The organism is Arthrobacter sp. NicSoilC5, assembly GCF_019977395.1.
Lineage (GTDB): Bacteria > Actinomycetota > Actinomycetes > Actinomycetales > Micrococcaceae > Arthrobacter.
The window spans coordinates 1942404-1961326 of sequence record NZ_AP024660.1 but is presented as its reverse complement, the minus strand read 5'-3'; the positions used below and the strand labels follow the sequence as shown (position 1 = coordinate 1961326).

Below are 18923 nucleotides of genomic sequence, written 5' to 3'. Positions count from 1 at the left end.
TGCACGGCGTATGCGGCTCTTGCGGCTTCCTTTGTTCTCAATATTTTTGCTCGTGCTAGGAGACTTCGTTGATGCTTGCGCTCCTGCGCCGACCGAGCAGTATGCTGACAGTCACGAACATCTTTGCCATGGGGCTAGGTGTGTTTTCAGCTGCCATCCAAGCTCGCATTCTCGGTCCAGAAGGAAGGGGAGAGCTGGCCACAGCGATTGTGCCTGGGACGGTACTGTCGATGCTCTTGTGCCTTGGTCTCCCAGACTATTTTGCTCGGCGCGCTGCTAGGGACGGCAACGGAGGTAAAGCGGCCAAGCTCGCTCTAGTTCTCAGCACTGCGATCGGGTGCGTTGCGATATGGCCGTATATTCTCTTGGTGCAATTTCTTGCGCGTCCCGAGACGGATGCGTGGTGGCTTCTCGCTTTGTATGCTTCCTCCACCCCACTGTTTATATTTGGTTATTGCCTTGTAGCCATTTGCATGGGTCTATCCAAGTGGAGCTATGTGGCAATTACGAAGATACTCCCGCAGGCTCTGACTATTTGTGGCTTGCTGATCATGTCATTTTTTTCCGCAAACGCCCTGACGGTCGGCACTCTGTTGATTTTAAGTAGCTTAGTCGGTCTGCTGCTGCCCCTCTTAGGTAAAGCTATAAGACCTAAAGGACAGCTAGACTTCGGAAACGTCAGGGAAGCTGTGTCTTTCGGATTACGAGGATGGACGACAGGGGCTCTAGGGCTGCTAAATCAGCGCGTTGATCTACTTCTCCTTACCGCGATGGCAGCCAAAACAGATTTAGGCTATTACGCGGTAGCTACGACCGTAGCTTCAGTCCTCAACGCTATTCCTACTGCGGTGGGTATCCCCGCTCGAAATAAGGTGGCAACCGGCGACAACGAGGGGATCGCCCGAACGGTTGCACTGGTTCAGTTGCTCACATTTGGAGGGGCTGTAGTCCTGAGTCTAAATTTGGGCTGGGTAGTTCCGCTGGTACTCGGACCAGCGTTCAATTCAGCTGTGCCCTTGATGGTCATGCTTGCTGGGGCCCAAATTCCCCTGTCGGGTGTCATTGTACTGACTTTCTGCTTAGTTGGTGCTGGCCGCCCCGGTGCGCCATTTATTGGAGAGGCTATCGCTCTTATAACTACTGCCGGCGCCGTTCTTCTTTTGTTCCCAGTATATGGAATATTTGCTGCTGCTGCTGCGAACTTCTTCGGGAATTGCCTAAGTCTGATCGCTCTCCTTGTTCTAGCCCGCAAGCATCTTGCCCGAGTTCCTCTTTGGCATTTCTTCATTCTGACCCCGGCGCGGGCAAAATTACTGTTTGCAGATCGGTAATTCTACATCTGCGCATCAGGCGGAGATATCATCAGATTCTGGTCATCGAAATTCATGCCACACTTTTAGTTGTTGCCCGATTATCCGCATTTGCCGTCTGGGTATGCCAGTCGTGGGCGGCCTTGCGCAGAGAGCGAGTATCCAAAGGTGAGCCATCTTAGTAGCAGGTAGTACATAAGCTAAGAAGTAGGTACCGGCTACTCTTCAGAGAGTTCTTGAAGGCCGCTAGGTTCGGCGTATGAGAATCATCGTTGCGCTTCGGACCAAGATACTGAGGGCCGCCCAGATATCCTACGTGGAAAAACCCAAGAGTGACTCAAAAGCTCATCCGGAAGCTGTTTGCAGGAAGTGCCATGCGAAACTCGCTCCAGCTGCGACGCGAGGCAGCAAACTCTGTTCTCTATGTCTTGCAGACAAAGATTCTGCAGAATTCGGTCCCAGGCTCGGCTCCTATCCCTTCTAGCGCGTCTTGAGCGGACGGCCTTGGGGCTGGCGGCGATTGTGTGCCGTCAGCCACTAGTGTTTGGCGGCCTACTTCGACCGCGCGGCATGGCTGGCTTGGCATTTTGTTTGTTCGACGCCTTGTAGATGCCTGCCGAACAGCGGGATTGCAACGAATTTTCATGGGCAAAGCCGCCATCGTGCCGAGGGCCAGATCATCAGTCCGGTGATTCCCCGCGCGTGGCCCTGCGACACCGACGTAGAAGGACTAGTGACCTAATGAGATCATCCCGGCCGATGTCGACGGTTCGGGTTGCCGACATGGCGCAGCGATGGAGGGATAGATAGGTAGAATTGCGTGGACTGCATAACTTGAATCACTCGACGTCGACCGGCGACGGCGAGAATAACACGGGGGGACCCAGCTTGGACCTGAAAGACTACTTGCACGTTGTCCGACGTAGCTGGGCTCTGATTGTAGCCGTCACGCTGGCTGGTCTGTTGGGAGGCGGTGCTCTCTCGATCCTCAGCAAACCGACTTACTCGGCTCAGACAGAACTGTTCGTGGCAATTCAGAGTTCGGGAACTGTGACAGAGCTACAGCAAGGAAATACATTCAGCCAAGGACGCGTCCAGTCCTATGTCAAGACAGCTACAACGCCGGTCGTCCTTCAACCAGTCATCGACTCACTGGGACTTGAGATTACAGCCGAACAACTTGCGAAGCAGGTGAAGGCAAGCACTGACTTAGATACTGTCGTCATTAATATTTCGGTTCTCGACAACTCACCGGTGCAAGCCGCCGCTGTTGCGCAGGCTATAGCAAGCAGTCTGATCAAGGTTGTTGATGACCTAGAGAGGCCAAAATTAGGCGGTGCGTCACCTGTAAAGCTATCCGTCATCACGCCTGCCACACCTCCAGGAAACCCAACTAGTCCAAATACCAAGTTAAACCTGATTCTAGGATCTTGCATGGGCTTAGTATGTGGCTTGGCCCTAGCGCTCGGCCGGAAGGCCCTTGACACAAAGGTGCGTGGTGAATCTGATGTCCTGGAGATAACTACGCTGCCAATTCTCGGCGGAATTGCTTTCGATCCGGACGCAACGAGAAGGCCGCTACTTACTCAGTCGCCTCCACACAGCCGTCGAGCTGAGTCGTATCGCCAGCTTCGGACAAACTTGCAGTTCGCCAATATCACCGGTCATGCCAAGACTGTCTTGGTCAGTTCATCTCTTCCGGGGGAGGGAAAGAGCACGACGGCAATAAACTTGGCAATCGCATTGGCGCAGGCCGGCCACTCGGTGTGTCTGATCGATGCGGACCTTCGTCGGCCGATGGTCGGCGAGTATCTTGGCCTCGATGCAACAGCCGGTTTGACGACTGCTCTTGTCGGCATGGCAGACGTGAATGAACTTCTGCATTCGTGGGGTACAGACAATCTCTACGTATTGACGTCGGGACGCATCCCTCCCAATCCCAGCGAACTTCTGGGATCAGAAGAGATGCGACGGCTCATTCAAGGCCTTGAGGACGCATTCGATACCGTCATCATCGACGCCCCTCCGCTCCTTCCGGTGACCGATGCTGCCGTCCTTGCTCAACATGTGGGTGGGGTCGCAGTCGTGGTTGGCTCGCAGCGAATAAGGCGACAAGACCTTCAGAAATCCCTCAAATCACTCGACCTAGTCGGTGCTAACGTTTTGGGTCTGGTGTTAAATCGACTGCCTGGAAAAGGCCCTGATTCCTATTCCTACACTTACTACTCGAAAGATGACGCATCTTCAAACCCTGCGCTTCCCAAGAAGAGAGGTGAAAAATCTCGATCCGATGCCGATTTGAATGCTTGGGCTAATTATGATGAGACGAATCGCAAAAGTCGATTTCCAGCAGCGGCGAGATTAGATCAAAATACAGATTACCCGTGATACCGATTCCTTCCCTGCCAGGACAGTTTTGAGAAGTGCAAATTATAAAGCAATTAATGTTCTGTGGTCTCTCCAGGCAAAGATGTTGCAAGATGCTGGCATTCTTTGCTACTAACTCATAACTGCGCCTAAGGAATTTAGAGACTTGATACCTCCTAAGAAGCCTCGTGCGATGGCACCGAAGTTTTCTGTGTCATATGCGACACTGATAGTCATTGCGGCGGCAGCGACCCTTGTTCTTACTTTGTCACCCGGAGCGCTTCCGATCGCGCCCCTTGCTTGTGCTGTACTTTTGGTATCGGTACTCTTTCCAAAAACAACTGCCGTCGTCTCCATCACGCTTGTTTTAATCATCCGTCCCGGGACGCGACTGTTTGAGACATCTCTGGGGGGCGTGACGGTTACCGAAATTGATGTACTAATTATTTTGAGCATTTTTGCGTCTTGTTTTATTCGCAACAAAAGCCTTAGACCACTGCCTGCCACATTGTCTATGTGGCTGCCGATCTTACTCTGGCCGACTTGGATGCTCGTCAGAACTTTAATGCCGCAAATAGGAAGTGTCATTTTCGGGTCGCCGCTGGTCGATTTGCGAGTATTGTCCGCTTTTTTTGTTTTAATTCCAATGTGGGTTCTTGCTACACGTGAAGGAATTGGTTTCTTACTGCGAGTTGGTGTCTATGCTGCATACGCGGCCTCGGCTGTTGCAATACTAGCGTTGGTACTCACTCGGCTGAAGTTAATTTCCCCTGGCAGCTACTTGCTTGTGAATGTATCTGCAGGAGGTGCCGGCGACGTAAGGCCCGGTGGCGAGATTCTGATTCCTATTGTCATTGTCCTGTTGGTAGCGGGCTCGGCTCCATTGGCCCTTGGAAGTCGACTCTTGTCCTATCTTTTGCTTGTGGGTGAGATACTGGCTAGCCAGACGCTGAGCATTGTGATTGCGGCGGCTGCGGGCGCGTTGATTGCACTCCTTCTAAACTGGAGAGCGTTAACGTCGCTAAAGCGGACTTTGGTTACCGTTGCTTTGATTGCTGGCGCTATTGCCGCCTTGGGCGGCCAGCAGACTACGGGTCTTGCCAATGCAGATACAACGGCGCGGTTCAATGTCGCTGAGAGACTTGGGCAATCTTCGGTGCAATACCGCGTCGTAGAGGCGGATACGTTGGATCGAATCTACAACCAGGACCCGCTTGTGGTTTTGATTGGAACCGGTCCCGGGTCGTCTGTTTCATTCAATGACTCCGCAATTCACCAAGTGAAAAACTTGACCCATAATGCCTACAATAACATCATTTTGAAATCCGGATACTTGGGTCTTATTTGTTTTGTGAGCGGTTTTTTTATTCTCTCGTTGCGTCTACTCTCCACTAGAGAGCGACTACGACGTTCGCTAGTTGCTTCGTTAGTTGCCGTCGCCGTTCTAAGTGTTACTGTGCCCTTCGTTTCAACTGTGACCGGTCTCTGCGGTCTTCTTTGGTTATGCGCCGTAGGAATAGCTGATATCGCGGCTAAGAGTGGTGCTTTGAATGAATATGGGCTTTCGAAGAAATCCGATGAGAAGGTGCTAGCAAATCTGAAAGCCGAGAAATCGACACAGCTGCTGCGTGGGCGGTTGATGCGCACCTAAGGATGTACTTGCCTGCAGTTGGGATCTCGCAGCCGAATTTGGAGGCGTTCCTAAAGTCGCGAACGGATCTGGTCAGCCGCTACCGTCCTGGTTTTTGAACGACGTAGGCCGGGTCACTATTCACGAACTGGGCTAACTAGTTCACCGAAGCAGGCTGGTCATACGCGATAGTTGACCTGCTGATTCTTTGATGCCAGCACGTCTTTCCTGAAGAATTCTATGACAGCCCGGTCTCAGAGACGACGGGGGTTACGCGGATCTTCTGCGTCGAGACACTAGCTTATGTCGGCATTTTTGGTGTCCCGCTTCTTGGGGAGACATGTTCAAAGGGAATCATTGCCACGTCTCGCTATATCGCCGTTACCTGTGCGCTACTGGGTTGGCCTGCAGGTAGACGTGAGGCTCGGAATATCGAATGTTGTCGGTAGACTGTTCCTTGTGAGCGTGGAAGAAGCTGAGAAGCAAACCGTTGCTGGTGGGAGCCAGAGGCTGCTAGGTCGGCGTACCCTCTGTGTTCTTGGAGTACTTGCCTTCGTAACAGTGGGAATGGTTCTTGTTGTGGCGCTCCCTGGCAAGGGACAGCCCATCTTTTGGGCATTATGTGCTGTGATTCTCGCAGAGTCTTTCGTTTTCGGATGCCTTTACGCCTCTGCTTTCAGCCCAGCAAATAACCGGCCCAGCGCAGACTAGGATAACCCCGTGAGAACCATAGCCACCGATGTTTTCCCTCAATCAGCCTGTGCTTTGAGCGCGGGCGCTCGGGGGATCAGAGATTCCGCGACGCTCCATCTTGACGTGGAACGCCCATGTGCAAGGCTCCGAAAGGTTTCAAACATTGGTTCCATGAAGAGCGTATTCCTGTGAATCTTAGAGAAGCAATAAAGGCATCACCTTACGCGTCGAAGATTCGGCAGGCTGTAGCCGGTATTCAGTTCCTCTTTTCTGATGCGCTCGGTAGGGTACCAGTCCGCGGCGTTCGCAACACCTTGGCGAAGAGAGTACTCGGCCTGAATCTCGCCGAGTCCGCGCAGCTTTACCGGTGGCGAGAGATTCGTGGGGCAAAAAAAATTACAGTGGGGGAAAACAGTGTGGTGGGGCTCTGGTCCTCGCTGGACGGGCGGCGAGGCATAATGATCGGCGACCTCGTGAATATTTCCAGCGAGGTCGCTATCTGGACCTTGCAACATGACCACCGGGACCCCGAATTCGGTAATGTCGGGGGCCCTGTTGTAGTCGGCGACCGTGCCTGGTTGAGCTTCCGGTCCACAATTCTGCCTGGCGTGACTGTGGGGGAGGGCGCGGTCGTTGCCGCGGGATCGGTCGTAACCAAGGATGTGCCACCGTACGCAATCGTCGGCGGGATCCCGGCTAAGGTCATTGGGCAGCGCAACCGTGACCTGACCTATGAGTGGAGTGATGCAAAGAGCGGCGCCCCCTGGTTTATTTAACCCAAGCGCTCCCTTCGATTTGTCGAATGGGGCTGAGGGTAGCACCGCAAACCTGTCTCGGGCCTACTTTAGCCTTTTACTGTGGCTTACCCGCATGCATCCACTCTGTTTGCGGCGTCTGCATTATTCCTGAGCCAGATCAATGCATCTTCGGATGGTGTGGCAGGGACCATTCCGTACTGCGCTGGCAGGAGGTCAAGCTGACGTTGTCTATTTCGGTGTGGATCGCCGCGAGAACGGTCGGCCGGCTTCAAGAATCATTGCTTCTTCCGAAGGTCAGGGCCTCGAAGGTTGTTTTCGTTCCCTAGAAACATTCGTGCAGACCATTCGATCTTCCCTCAGCCCCGCCACCAGGGGCGCAAAGTCAGCGTCCGCAGCTGTCGCGGGTAGAATCGGTCACCAAGACGAACGCAGACTGCTTCGCCGGAGGTACGGAGAAACAATGTCGGAATGGCTCGAAGTCGGCACGGACAACTATGTACGTGTCACTGAAGGATCCTTGGTAAACACGGGCCTGATCGTTGGCTCCGAACGCGCAATGGTCATCGATACTGGCTGTGGCCCTGGTCAGGGTCGCGAAATTCTGGAAGCGGTCAGGGCAAAGACCGACCTTCCCCTCGTGGTGGTGAACACCCATGCCCACTACGACCACTTCTTCGGTAACGCAGTCTTTGCCGAAGCTGGTGTGACAGAGTTCTGGGCCCACCAGAACTGTGCCACCGAAATCGACCAGCGCGGCGATGTGCAGCGCCCTCACGTTGGAACCCTGGAGCCGGAGATGGCCGCCGGTGAGGGCGGGAACGTGGAGCTTGTGGTTCCCAACGCCATCGTCAAGGACCAGCCCGTCCTGGTTGACCTCGGCGGCCTCACTGCGACTCTATTCTACCTTGGGCGGGGCCACACTGATGGAGACCTCCTCATAGGGACGCCCACGACGCTCTTTGTGGGCGACTTGGTGGAACACGGCGCCCACCCCTCCTTCGAGGACTCTTACCCCGAGGAATGGGCTGATGCCCTCCGCCACATCTCAGCCCTCCGGCACCGCTACGAATTCCTGATACCGGGTCATGGAAAGCCGTGCAGCGACCAGTTCGTGAAAACCATGGCCAACACCATGACAACGGCTGTCCGCCAGGCCCGGCAGTCCATCCGAGACACCCCTAACGACGCCACCAAAGCCATTCCCGTTCTGCCATACGGCCCCGAGCAGTCCCGGTGGTTCATTAAGCGGCTCCAAGAAAACTGGCGCAACAGCCACGCCTCGTAATAAATCACAGTACCCAGCCAATCTCGAGCTTAAATGCTGATAGCCCGCGCATGTGCATGAGGGGGAAGTTGCGACGTTCACTATTCGATGCGGGCTACACGGCAGCGCAGGCTGCGGTTGATCTCATACGTGGCACTGTCTACCCTGGCGGTGGCCGCCATCGGAGTGGTGCGGTGGCCATGGAACGCCGACGCCGCTCGTTCTGCGCATAGCCCCCATATGCACACCTCGCCCGCGCAAGTACCCTCCCTAACCAACCTTGAGGGTAGTCGGCAGGGTAATTGAGTAAGCCCCGCAAGTATGGAGGCACATTATTACGTTACCCGGCAGTGAGCTTTAGTCTCACGCCGTCCTGCTCCAGCTTGCGGCTGCGCCGCCGCGCCGGCGACAGCCCCCGGCCGCTCCAGTAACCGCCGCAGCCACTGCAGGCAGGGCCGGCTGCCTCCCACACCAGCCGGTGGCACCCTGCCCCCTGCCTCCGATGGGATGGGGCGCAACATTTTTGCTGGTACATCACCGGATTTATCTGGCCGCTAAACGCAGCCCATAAGTGGTTCGATTCAAGTCCCGATGAGCACTGAAGAGCAGACAGGCGACACGGATGCGCAAGACGTACCGCGTGCCGTGCTAAGGCGGGTTGGCGGTCTTTGAGTTGATGACCGGGACCTTCGTTATGGTCTTCACATACATTCATGAGGGATCACGGAAGGCTTTATGATCGGTTGCGGTGTACTGCTCTACCTAGGGTTCTTGTTCGGAGCTCTGAACGCTTACGCGCTTGGGTGAGAGAACGTCAAGGGTAAATAAAAAAGGGCAGGTGCGGCCACAGCTTTAGGCCGTAGACTATCCGCAATCGAATCTTTTTGGGGGAACTCCATATGCCTGACTTTGAGCACTTCATCCTGACCCGATTCAACATCCGCCAGGGCGCCGTGCCGGCGAGTGAAAGCTGGCTGCGTCACCGACTCCACTACTTCGAGGCGCTATGCTTGCCATCGATAACCGGACAGACAAGCCAGAATTTCCGGTGGCTGGTGTTCCTCGACGGTGACCGGGAGCCGTGGTTTCAGGCCGAGATCGACCGCCTGTCCGAGGGTATCTTCACACCGGTATGGCTGGAAGGCGGAGGCATCAGCCCGCAAGGTATTGCGGACCACGTTGCCCAACTGGCTGTATCGCCATGGATTATTACCAGCCGCGTCGATAATGACGATGCAATTGCCAGGGACTACGTAGAAGTGACACAGTCGCAGTTCGAAAGGCAGGCGTTCGAGTTCATAAATTTCCAGTCTGGCGTCCAGTTCAGTAAGGATGGCTTTCTGTACAGCCGGTCCGATCCGGCTTCCCCATTCATCTCGCTCATTGAGAAGCGAGAGGATGGCTTGAGGGGCGTTTACGTTGGCCGCCACGACAAGATTGCCGATTACGGCCCGATCCGACAGGTCCATGCGCATCCCATGTGGCTCCAGATGGTGCATGACCTGAATCTTGGAAACGCGCTGGTGGGTATTCAGGCTGACCCCTCACTGCTTCGCCAGCATTTCACTGTGAACTTGGAGGCCGCTCCCGTATCGAAGCTTGCGCTTCGGGCAGGGCAGGCGAAGAACCTAGCGTCACTAGCCGTGCATGTCCTCCGCAAGCCTCACCGGATCGCGTGGGCTTTTCGGGTGGCGCTAAATCGCGTGGTGCGGCAGGGGGCCTAGATCTAACACGAAGGGTCGGGGCGTGCTGCTTCCGCCCTTCGTGTTAGCTGACTAGCTCCTTTTGGGGTCGCTAACTAGGCCTTCTCATTGGCCTCTCCAGCTTGGTGCCCAGTGTCGGTCGGCTGGGTGTAGTATCCGCCAACTTCAAAGATAGCGCCGAGGTTCCATTTGGTGGTTCCGCCACGTGAACAAATGTGGCATCGGGTGAGGGTTGTCGTCCCACGGGTACTCATTGTGATGGCTGTCGTGATGCCGCCGTTCGTGAAGTTCTTCGCGTGGCGCCGTAGTCTGCGAAGCTCATCTTCGCCCGGTTGGCAAGTCGGGAGCAGAACAACCCGTGCTGATTCCGGTACAGCGTCATTGAACACAACAATGCCACGGCTCGTTGCGTTCGCGAACTGCACAAGGAGCCTAGTCTGTCTAGCTTCCGCCGGACTGGAGTATGCGCCTGTTCGGTCGCCTTGCTCTGCGTCTGCGCCACAGCCATGACCGTCGCGCCCGTGGCGGACGGGATAGCGCTGGCCCCGGTCAGGTTCGTTACCGTCCCGTTGAAGATCGATCTCGGGCGGACGTTCATCGTGTTCAAGGTGCCTGCCGAGACAATTGCCGGCTGCTTGGATGGAGTCGCCTGTGCGACGTTCGCCCCATTGCCAGACTAGTCGTACAACATTATCAATGTAGGCAGACTGTGACCCCTCGAAAGCCAGGAGCGTTTCGGTATCCGAGTCGGCGCTTGCTGCGAAGCCGGTGTCCAGCGTCGTGTTGTCGCTGGACCGGCGAACCTGCACGGCGTTGCCCGCGTAGGCGGCATCGAGCTTCCTAAACCTGTAGGCTGCTGTGGCGGCGATGCCGACCGCTTTCCCGAACGGCGCGAAGGCCAGCTTTGTAGACATGGCCGTAGCCGATGCCGTTGTCTCCGAAGAAGGCCACATTATCGTGAATCAGGACCCCGCCGGGCGGCAGCTGGTTGCGGTGCCGTACTGCAGCCAGTCCGGCAGTGCCGCCCTGAAGGCTTCCCGGATGGCGGGGGTGCTGGTGAGCGTCCAGTCGATCTGGCCGTTGACCTCGGCCTCGTCCTTGTCCCACTCGTACCAGGCCACCATCTTCAGGTTGGGAAACTGGGCGTGCGTCTGGGCGCCGAGCACCTGGTCCCACCAGGCTTTCTTGATCTCCGTCTCGGCCGGGGCGCCCACGGGCGGGTTGTACAGGGGGGCCGTGCCCAGGATGGCCAGCGGCTTGTCGTGCTTCACGGCGTACTCGCCGTAGAAGTCGGGGAGCGGGCGCTCGTCCCCGCCCGGGCCGTTGTAGTTGCCCGTTAGTTGGGCCGCGAACGCCCCACGGATACGTGACACCCCAATGGAAGAGAGATAGGTTCACCCAGTCCACCGCGGCATCCCCCGGGTAATAGTGGGCGTACGGGGTATCGGCGATGGTCAGGGCGCCGTTCTGGTTGGTGTCCAGGGCCGCGAAATCCGGCGTCCCCGGCCTGGCATCATTCATCCGACCCGGGTAGGCGTAGCCGCCGGCATAGGACGGCGCCCACATCATGGCCGAACTGGGAGCCCCGGCGTGGACGGCTGTGGCCACCTTGGTGAACGCCCCCGGGTAGTCCACCTGCTGCTTGGCCCACGGTAACCGGAAGACGTTAATCTCCTGGCCAAGATGGACCTGCACCGGGACGCCCCGGCTATTGAGGGCTGCCAGGTCCTTCACCAGGGCGGCGACGGCGTCAACGGTGACGGCGGCCAGGCCCTGCTTGGGTTCTGGCGTCAGCAACATCAACTGCCCGTCGGTGCGGATTTGCGCGGCAACCTGCTGCAGGTCGGCACGGTCGTGGTCCCTGTACGGGAAATCAACGAACGTGACCGTGACAGCGGGCTTGTGGCCCAGGTCAGTCGGCGGCATACTGCGCCAGGGGCTTGGCGGACGTATCCAGGTCTACCCCGAACAGCCCGCCCTGGTGCGGCCCCAGGCCCGCTGGAACGGTCCGCCACCAGGCAGGCGGGTACTCCGGACGTGGCCAGGTCCGTCCCCGTCCCTGCGCCCTGGCTTTGGTCAGCAGTCGGGGTGCGGGCCCGCTGCGCCAGGCCGTTGGAGATGCTGGCCACCCCGATCCCCCCACGGCCAGCACCGCCGCTCCCTCAGGACCTGACCCGCTCCGCTATCTCCTCGTGCCGGGACACGGACTTGTCCGTGGAATGATCTTCAGGCAAAGCGAAACCCCCTCGTGGTCTGCGGTTTTGTCTCCCATCGTAGAGTTCAGAATCATGAGCCACGGTTAGGTGGCGCCCGTTTCTTGAGCAAACCTTGAGTTATTGACTCAATTTGTCAATTTCTTTGTCCAATGGTTGGGTCTATGGGGGCTCACTATCACCAACGGAGGCTGTTATGGCTATTTCTGACTATGCACTGGCGCTCTCCGCGCTGCTCGGCAGCTTGTTGATCCCTCTTGCAGTTCTCTATCAGATGCTGCGGCTTAAGCGCCGCACACTCCGGATCCCCATCCGGCCCGCACCCGCACCCAGAGGTAATCAACGCTGATCATGCCGTATGTCGATATCAACCCCCATAAAGGCCGCCCCAAATGGGTTGGCTACGCTGTACTTGCCGTTCTCCTGGCACTCACCGTTGCCGTGGTAGCGGCCGCCCTCACTCACCACTAAGAAGTAAGCTGGCTGGGCAACCCGGACCCAGCACCTAGACTTACTGATTGAACCAGTGCCGCAGAACCGTTTGCCGAAAACGTCCGGGGGGACAGACATGCCAGATCCGGCGGATCAGAATGCAGGCGCCCAAGCAGAGGATGCAGGGCAGCCGCAATTGCGTCGACGCCGCGACCTTCGTCGTGCCGACGGCTCAGTGGAGGATGCCTGGACAGGAACCATGCCAGCCGTAAGACCCGATATGACCAGTTCCAACGATGCCGGGAAGCCGGTGACGCGCCGGTCCTCCTGGGCTGAAGCGGCTGCCGCGGCCGACGCCACGAAACCGTCCCGCGACCCATCCCCAGCACAGCCCGCAAAGCAACCCGCGCCCCCCGCTGCCGCACCCTCTGCGCCCCCGATCGCTTCCGTGCCGCCCGCCACTCCACTGGCCGAACGCACAGCCGAGCCTGCTCCCGAAGCTTCCGTGCCGCCGTCGGACGCTCCGTCCTTCCGCCGGAGCCGGCCCACCGTGGCCGACGGAATCGCGGACAGCCCCATGCCGGACTTCATCAGCTCGCCGGGCCTGTTCGTCAAGGAGCAGAAGCCGCGCCCCCGTGGAGGCATCCGCGGAGCCCTGTACAACCTGACCGGTGGCGCCTGGAACCTAGGCCCCGGGCGGAAGCAGCGTCAGGAGGACGAGCTGGGCCGACGGATCTCGCGCCAGCTCCAAGGCAGCTACAACACGGCGATCCTGAGCCTCAAGGGCGGTATCGGCAAGACCTCCACCACTGTGGGTGTCGGTCTGACTTTGGCCGAATACCGCGGGGACGCTCCCTGCGCCATCGACGCCAACCCCGATTCAGGCGATCTGGTGGAGCGCGCGCTGGGTGAGGGCATCTACCAGCAGTCCAGCCCGCGGACCATCACGGACCTGCTGGAGAACATCGACTCAGTCGACTCGCTGACGGCCCTCGCCCGCTACATGCACCACGCGGGCCGGCTGCATTTGATCGCGGGAGAGCAGGACCCGGAAGTCTCGGACTCATTGACGGCTGAGGAATACCTGCGGATTCGCAAACTCATCTCCAGCTACTACTCCGTGGCCCTGACCGACTGCGGCACCGGTGTGACGCACAACGCGATGAGCGGGATCCTGCAGTCGGCCGACAACCTGGTGATCGCCGCCGGTTACGCGGTGTCCGGTGCCAAGCGTGCCCGGAGCACCCTCCACTGGCTGGCCAGCCACGGGTATGAGGACCTGGCCCGCAACGCGATTGTGGTGATCACGGACAAAGACGAGGTGTCCTCCCGCGTGGACAAGGACGCCATCGAGGAGCATCTGTCCGGGATCTGCCGTGAACTAATTGCTGTGCCCCACGACCGCGGCGTGGCCGACGGCGACCTGGTGACCCTCGACGTGCTGAAGCCCGAGACTCGGCGGGCGTACAAGGAGATAGCCGCCGCCATCGTGGACGGGTACCGGTAGTCTCCAGTAGTGCTTCGGTCCAAAGACAGGTATCCGGTACCGGGGTAATCCTCGCTGCGGAACCCTAAGCTCGTCATCATGATGGAACTCATGGACGGTGGGCGCCAGCGTCGCCGCCTACCTAAGCGCAAGACGCTGGAGATGGTAGGTTTCACCGCCCTGTCGGTGACTGCCGCAGCAGTGCTGCTCCCGGCGATTGGAGTCAAGGCCGTGGTGAGTAGCCTGCCTTTTGCGAAGAAGGTCGTCGGTCCCGCAGAGCCTGAGGACTCTTACCTCATCAACTAGCGCTTCCCGCTCGGTGCGCGCCGCCGTCGCACTCCTGACCCGCAATGCAAGATGCCCGCCTCGCGGGAGCGGGCGGGCATCGTATGCCTATCGGTGGCCGGGGATGCCTTACACGAGCATGCCCTCGGCCGCCGCGTGCTGGGCCTGCGCCGCGAAGATGCTGCTGTCCAAGTCCGCCACCGAGGACTTGCCCACGAATCCCATGGCGCCCTTGAACTCCTCCTGGAGGATCCCGAACACCCGGTCCACCGCCGGCTCCCCGCCGGTGGCCAGCGCGTAGGCGAACGGCCGGCCGGCAAGGGCCGCCTTGGCGCCGAGGGCGACTGCCTTGACGATGTCGTGCCCGCGGCGGATGCCGCCATCGAGGTAGATCTCCGCGCGGCCGCCCACGGCGTCAACGATGGAGGGCAGGACGTCGATGGTGGCGGGCTGGGAGTCGAACTGCCGCCCGCCGTGGTTGGAGACGAAGATGCCGTCCGCGCCCTCGTCCACGGCCCGGGCCGCGTCCTCGGCGTCCATGATGCCCTTGATCACCAGGTTCCCCTTCCACTCGGAACGGAGCCTGGCGAAGTCCTCCCAGTTGGCGCCCGGGTTCTTGTTGGACGCCATCCAGTTGTTCATCTCATCCATGCGCAGCGGGCGGCCGTTGATCTGGTAGTTCCCGTACGTCATCTTCCGGCCGGTGAGCCAGTGCCACAGCCAGGCCGGGCGGGTGGCCGCGTTGAAGTAGTCCGCCACCGGCGGGTGCGGCGGCATGGACAGCCCGTGGTGAAGGTCCCGTTCGCGCTTGCTGGAGGACCCGACGTCGCCCGCCACCACCAGCGTCTCCACGCCCACGGCCCGTGCCCGGCTGATGTAGCTGGCCGTCTCCGCCGGGTCCTTCCAGAAGGCGATCTGTGCCCACAGGTTGTCCGGCGCCACCTTGGCCACCTCCTCCAGCGAGCAGCCCGCCCAGGCGCTGTGGATGAAAATTGAGCCTGCCCGGACCGCTGCCCTGGCCACGGCCGGGTCCGATCCCGGGTGGAAGATGGTGAGCATGCCCATGGGCGCCACCATCAGCGGCATCGCCAGGGAATGGCCCAGCACGGTGGTGGAGGTGGTCAGGCCGCGGAGGTCCACCATGGACCGCTGGCGGAGCATCAGGGCATCAAACCGGTCCTCGTTGGCGTGCATGGTGCTGCCGCGATCCCCGTCCGCGCAATTACGACTGGACGATTCCTGCTGCACCGCAGTAATGCCACGACGTGGGCGGGTCCCCGGCCTCAGCCGGGGACCCGCCGTCGAACTTTCCCGGCGCGGCCTCCCTACGTCTTGGGCGTCGCAGCCTTCTTCTGCAGCGCTTCCGCCATCTTCTGCACCTTTGCACCGTAGCCACCGTTCAGCGCGGTGTCCTTAATCTTGTTCGCCTGGGCGTCCAGGTCTGCCGGGGCGGCGTCCTTGAGGGCCGTCAGGTCCGCCTGAAGATTCGCGGGGAGCTTGGCGAACACCTTCGGGTGGCTGATGAGCTGGTCCGCCACCTGCTGCAGCCCAGCGCCGGGGTTATCAGAGCTGAACGCGGTCCGCAGCTCCTGGCGCAGGCCGGCCAGGCCGGTGGCGGTCTTCTCGAGCGCCTCGGCACGCTTCTGGATCTCGGCGCCGTACCCGCCGGAGAGGGCGGTGGTCTTGATCTTGTAGGCGTCCTTCACCCGGTCCGCCGGAGCGGCATCCTTCAGCGTGGTCACGTCCGCCTGCAGGGCCGCGGGCAGCTTGGCGAACAGCTGCGGGTGGTTGACCAGGGCCGCGGCTGCCTTGGCCGCACGGTCCCCGGCAGCCTGCGGGCTGTCCGCGTTCAGGCTCAGGAACGCCTGCAGTCCTCCGGCGCCCTTTTCCGCCTTTGCCCCGCCGGTGGCAGCAGAGGACGTGGATGCGGCCGAGACCGGCGCCGTTGTGCTGGGTGATGCGGACGCGGCACCCACGCCCGCCGCGGCCATGGCGCCGGCGGCCAGGAGAGCTGCCGCTCCGACTCCGATGCGGGTCTTCATTGACGGGATTGATGGCTTCACCACGGTGTGTCCTTCCACAATTTGCGCGTGCGCCCAGGCCCGACTGCATGGACCGGCACGCGTTCACTGTAAGAGCGCAGGCTGGGGAAAAGCTGAATGCAGGCTCTGACTTTCACCCGGTCCTTACCCGCCCGTTCGGAGGGCCGATTATGCTCGAACCATGGCAATGCACGATTCTCCCGCGAAGCCCACTGCCCCCGGGAACCAAGGGCTGTGGCGGCGGCGGATGTGGATGTGGATTGTTGCTGCCGGACTGGACGTGTACATCCTCGGCTTCGTCATCGGACTCCAGCCATCGGGCCCCCTCTGTGGCAGTCCGCTGCTGCGGGAGAGCCATGCGGCGGAACTGATAGGCCTGCAGAAGGCCGGTATTGGGGCGGCGGCCGTCTGCTACAAGAACATCGACGCCGATTCCGTCCCGGTCTGGACCCTCATGGCCCTGGGAGTCTTCATGGTTATCGCGGGAGTTGCCGTCCGGATCATCATCATCCGGCGTTCCGCACGCGTTTAGTCAGCCCTTCATGCCACCGCCAGGACCGCCGGTTTCCGTGGAGGTCACGGTGAAGGAGGCGTCCAGGTAGACGGTGGCGCGCGTGCCGTCCGCCGTGATGATGTGCGCCTCGTACACGGTACCTTCGGCATCGTTTTCCACCCGCTGGATCGTGGCGCCGGGGTTGGCGGCCAGCGCGGCGTCGGTAACCTTCGTTGCCGTGTCACCGGTCAGCAGCGTTTCCGTGATCCCGTTGGCCTGGTGGCCGCCCTTCGACTCGTCGCGCGGCTGCGCCTGGGCCGTGGACTGGGTTGAGCCCGACTGGCTTGAGTCGGTGCTGGCGGCATTCGCCGGCAACGCGGTGGTTGCCAGGGCGCCGCCGCCGATCGCTGCTGCCAGGGCCAGGCCGGCCAGCGTTGACTTCATGCTGTTTTTCATGGGGGCTCCTTAGATGTTGGCCCTCCCGCTGGAGGGAATACACCAAGCATCGGGGCCTTGCCTGTCACTGGTTTAGGGCGGCCCTGTGCAGGCGCTGTGCATGCTGCCGCCCGTCCCAGCGCGCTAATGGTGCGGAGTGCCGGACGTGGAACCGCGGCGTAAAAAATTCGTCAAGGTTTCGGCCGTGACGGCCGGATCCCGGCTGATCGGATGTGTCCGGGAGTACCTTGGATGCAGTGCCGCTGCCTCATAACCCCCCAAGTTGAGGCGGCGGCACGTTTTGCTTTCCGCCGGGCCGGTCAGTCGTTATGAGCCGCGGCGGAACTCCGGGCGACCGGGCCGCGGTCCACACCGCACGCTTTACAGGGGCTGCCGCCGGTTCCCCAGCCCCGGCCGCCGTCGTACGTCTGGCGGGTCCAGGCCGTCGCGGTGGGCGGGTACTGGAGGTGTCTTCCGTGGAGTTCGCGTCAACCGCCAAGGGGAAACGCAGCGCGATGGTTCAGGCTTTCAGCTTAGGGAAGAGCTCATGACCGGCGTTGCGTTTGCGTCGCTCAGGGATCGATCGGGATGAACAGGTGCCGGTGAGAGTCCCCGGCTGAGGGCCTTCTTGAACGGTGATGCGAAGCGCCGCTCGATCAGTCTGTGGATCAGCCACGCCAGCGTGACGGCGAAGGCCGCGGCGAGGGCAACGGAAGGCCAAGGGCCGAGGGCGTGATGCACGGTCCTGATGATCCACCAGCCCCACATCTCATGAACCAGGTACAAGGGGTACGTCAACGCTCCGGCCACGCTCATCCATTTCCAACCGCGGTGGCGCAGCGGGGTGGTGGTGATCAGGGCCACAACAGCGACGAAGGCCAGGATCGCCAGCCACATCACCCCAAGCGAAAGGTCCTGGCCTGTGCTGTGAGACATGGCGGGGAGGAAACCCACCGATGTCTGGTGGCAGGAGAGCAGGACGTTGACGGCGACGGCCAGCCAACGAACCAGGTTATGTCCATAAGCATGGATCAGGTAGATACCCATGCCGACAGCAAAAAGCGGTGAATAAACGGGGATGAGGAGTGCCTGAACCATTTCGGCGTCCGCTTGGATGGAGAGCATCCCAAGGAGTGGCCAGAGAAAAATGAATGCGAGCAGTTTCCGCTCCGTCATTCCGCGCCAGAGAAAGAGAGCAATGGTCACGTAGAACAGCAACTCGACCCAGAGGGTCCAATAAACCCCGTCCAAGGACGGGACATTGACGGCCTGCTGCAGCATGGTGAGGTTGAGTGCGGCATCAGCCCACGACACCGTATTCAGGTTCCCGGGGCTGATGACGAGAAGCAGGACTGCCGCCAGGATTACTGCAGTCCAATAGGCCGGGAAGAGCCTCGAGATGCGGGAAGCGGCAAATTGGCCTACAGACCGCCCGTAAGCAGACATGAGGATCACGAATCCACTGATGATGAAGAATAGCTGGACCCCCAGCGCGCCGTAAGCAGTGATTCCAGACAGGCGCGGAAACACCTCCTTGGCAGGAACACCCCAGAACTCCGAGCCGGCGAAAGCTGTGTAGTGGTAGAGCACCACCCCCATGGCCGCCGTGAGACGCAGGCAGTCGAGGAGGAGAAGCCTCGGCCGGGCTGTGTTCAGCACGGCCGACGTGGACTGCGGGAGTCGCGGCATGGGTCTACTTTCGCGGAAAATTGTGATACTGGAGCTTAGTGATGCTATCAAGCCCATTTCGGTTGTAAGAACAAGCAAAAGTCTTAAAGCTGCGAACGGCGGATTCAGGGATTGATAGCAACG

General features: G+C 59.8%; 15 protein-coding genes. 9 read left to right on the top strand and 6 right to left on the bottom strand.

Annotated elements, in window-relative coordinates:
• Positions 1–71 precede the first annotated feature (71 nt).
• The 6 genes from LDO22_RS09165 to LDO22_RS09140 all read left to right on the top strand — a co-directional run bounded on the left by LDO22_RS09165 (position 72) and on the right by LDO22_RS09140 (position 9746).
• Entirely contained in the window at positions 72–1331 is a 1260-nt protein-coding gene (locus LDO22_RS09165; protein WP_224026848.1) for an oligosaccharide flippase family protein, read from the top strand.
• A gap of 867 nt (positions 1332–2198) precedes the next feature.
• A complete protein-coding gene (locus LDO22_RS09160; protein ID WP_224026847.1) occupies positions 2199–3698 on the top strand; it encodes a polysaccharide biosynthesis tyrosine autokinase in 1500 nt (499 codons plus the stop codon).
• Positions 3699–3870: 172 nt separating this feature from the next.
• Positions 3871–5328, top strand: coding sequence for an O-antigen ligase family protein (locus LDO22_RS09155; RefSeq protein WP_224026846.1), 1458 nt, complete (start codon positions 3871–3873; stop codon positions 5326–5328).
• A gap of 806 nt (positions 5329–6134) precedes the next feature.
• The gene (locus LDO22_RS09150) at positions 6135–6776 is read left to right on the top strand and encodes an acyltransferase (protein WP_224026845.1); all 642 of its coding nucleotides are present in this window, start codon (positions 6135–6137) and stop codon (positions 6774–6776) included.
• Positions 6777–7218: 442 nt separating this feature from the next.
• Positions 7219–8043, top strand: a complete 825-nt coding sequence (locus tag LDO22_RS09145; RefSeq protein ID WP_224026844.1) for an MBL fold metallo-hydrolase — start codon at positions 7219–7221, stop codon at positions 8041–8043.
• 878 nt (positions 8044–8921) lie between these two features.
• Positions 8922–9746, top strand: coding sequence for a glycosyltransferase (locus LDO22_RS09140; RefSeq protein ID WP_224026843.1), 825 nt, complete (start codon positions 8922–8924; stop codon positions 9744–9746).
• Between the two features lie 74 nt (positions 9747–9820).
• Here the strand turns inward: LDO22_RS09140 and LDO22_RS09135 are convergent, their stop codons facing one another.
• Both LDO22_RS09135 and LDO22_RS09130 read right to left on the bottom strand, forming a co-directional pair.
• Positions 9821–10639 carry a hypothetical protein gene (locus LDO22_RS09135; protein WP_224026842.1) on the bottom strand — a complete coding sequence of 273 codons (819 nt, stop codon included), beginning with the start codon at positions 10637–10639 and terminating at the stop codon, positions 9821–9823.
• A 48-nt stretch (positions 10640–10687) separates the two neighbouring features.
• On the bottom strand, positions 10688–11098 hold the full coding sequence (locus LDO22_RS09130) for a hypothetical protein (protein ID WP_224026841.1): 411 nt from the start codon (positions 11096–11098) through the stop codon (positions 10688–10690).
• 1408 nt (positions 11099–12506) lie between these two features.
• Between LDO22_RS09130 and LDO22_RS09125 the strand changes: the two genes are divergently transcribed.
• Together LDO22_RS09125 and LDO22_RS09120 are read left to right on the top strand one after the other, a co-directional pair.
• On the top strand, positions 12507–13877 hold the full coding sequence (locus LDO22_RS09125) for a MinD/ParA family protein (RefSeq protein WP_224026840.1): 1371 nt from the start codon (positions 12507–12509) through the stop codon (positions 13875–13877).
• 78 nt (positions 13878–13955) lie between these two features.
• Entirely contained in the window at positions 13956–14162 is a 207-nt protein-coding gene (locus LDO22_RS09120) for a hypothetical protein (protein ID WP_224026839.1), read from the top strand.
• Between the two features lie 108 nt (positions 14163–14270).
• On the opposite strand, the gene LDO22_RS09115 is transcribed toward LDO22_RS09120, so the two are convergent.
• Complete coding sequence (locus tag LDO22_RS09115) at positions 14271–15389, bottom strand: alpha-hydroxy acid oxidase (RefSeq protein WP_263422199.1); 1119 nt, start codon at positions 15387–15389, stop codon at positions 14271–14273.
• Positions 15390–15466: 77 nt separating this feature from the next.
• On the bottom strand, positions 15467–16207 hold the full coding sequence (locus LDO22_RS09110) for a hypothetical protein (RefSeq protein WP_224026837.1): 741 nt from the start codon (positions 16205–16207) through the stop codon (positions 15467–15469).
• A 157-nt stretch (positions 16208–16364) separates the two neighbouring features.
• On the opposite strand from LDO22_RS09110, the gene LDO22_RS09105 reads away from it, so the two are divergent.
• Positions 16365–16715, top strand: a complete 351-nt coding sequence (locus LDO22_RS09105; RefSeq protein ID WP_224026836.1) for a hypothetical protein — start codon at positions 16365–16367, stop codon at positions 16713–16715.
• Here the strand turns inward: LDO22_RS09105 and LDO22_RS09100 are convergent, their stop codons facing one another.
• Together LDO22_RS09100 and LDO22_RS09095 are read right to left on the bottom strand one after the other, a co-directional pair.
• Complete coding sequence (locus tag LDO22_RS09100; protein ID WP_224026835.1) at positions 16716–17132, bottom strand: hypothetical protein; 417 nt, start codon at positions 17130–17132, stop codon at positions 16716–16718.
• A gap of 507 nt (positions 17133–17639) precedes the next feature.
• Positions 17640–18770: an acyltransferase gene (locus LDO22_RS09095; RefSeq protein WP_224026834.1), complete on the bottom strand. Its 1131-nt coding sequence runs from the start codon at positions 18768–18770 to the stop codon at positions 17640–17642.
• Positions 18771–18923 lie beyond the last annotated feature (153 nt).

Excerpts from the sequence above, each read along its gene's own strand:
- LDO22_RS09165 (WP_224026848.1), top strand. The coding sequence starts at position 72 with ATGCTTGCGCTCCTGCGCCGACCGAGCAGTATGCTGACAGTCACGAAC.
- LDO22_RS09100 (WP_224026835.1), bottom strand. The coding sequence starts at position 17,132 with ATGAAAAACAGCATGAAGTCAACGCTGGCCGGCCTGGCCCTGGCAGCA.
- LDO22_RS09120 (WP_224026839.1), top strand. The coding sequence starts at position 13,956 with ATGATGGAACTCATGGACGGTGGGCGCCAGCGTCGCCGCCTACCTAAG.
- LDO22_RS09105 (WP_224026836.1), top strand. The coding sequence starts at position 16,365 with ATGGCAATGCACGATTCTCCCGCGAAGCCCACTGCCCCCGGGAACCAA.
- LDO22_RS09125 (WP_224026840.1), top strand. The coding sequence starts at position 12,507 with ATGCCAGATCCGGCGGATCAGAATGCAGGCGCCCAAGCAGAGGATGCA.
- LDO22_RS09150 (WP_224026845.1), top strand. The coding sequence starts at position 6,135 with ATGTGCAAGGCTCCGAAAGGTTTCAAACATTGGTTCCATGAAGAGCGT.
- LDO22_RS09140 (WP_224026843.1), top strand. The coding sequence starts at position 8,922 with ATGCCTGACTTTGAGCACTTCATCCTGACCCGATTCAACATCCGCCAG.
- LDO22_RS09145 (WP_224026844.1), top strand. The coding sequence starts at position 7,219 with ATGTCGGAATGGCTCGAAGTCGGCACGGACAACTATGTACGTGTCACT.
- LDO22_RS09155 (WP_224026846.1), top strand. The coding sequence starts at position 3,871 with ATGGCACCGAAGTTTTCTGTGTCATATGCGACACTGATAGTCATTGCG.
- LDO22_RS09135 (WP_224026842.1), bottom strand. The coding sequence starts at position 10,639 with ATGTCTACAAAGCTGGCCTTCGCGCCGTTCGGGAAAGCGGTCGGCATC.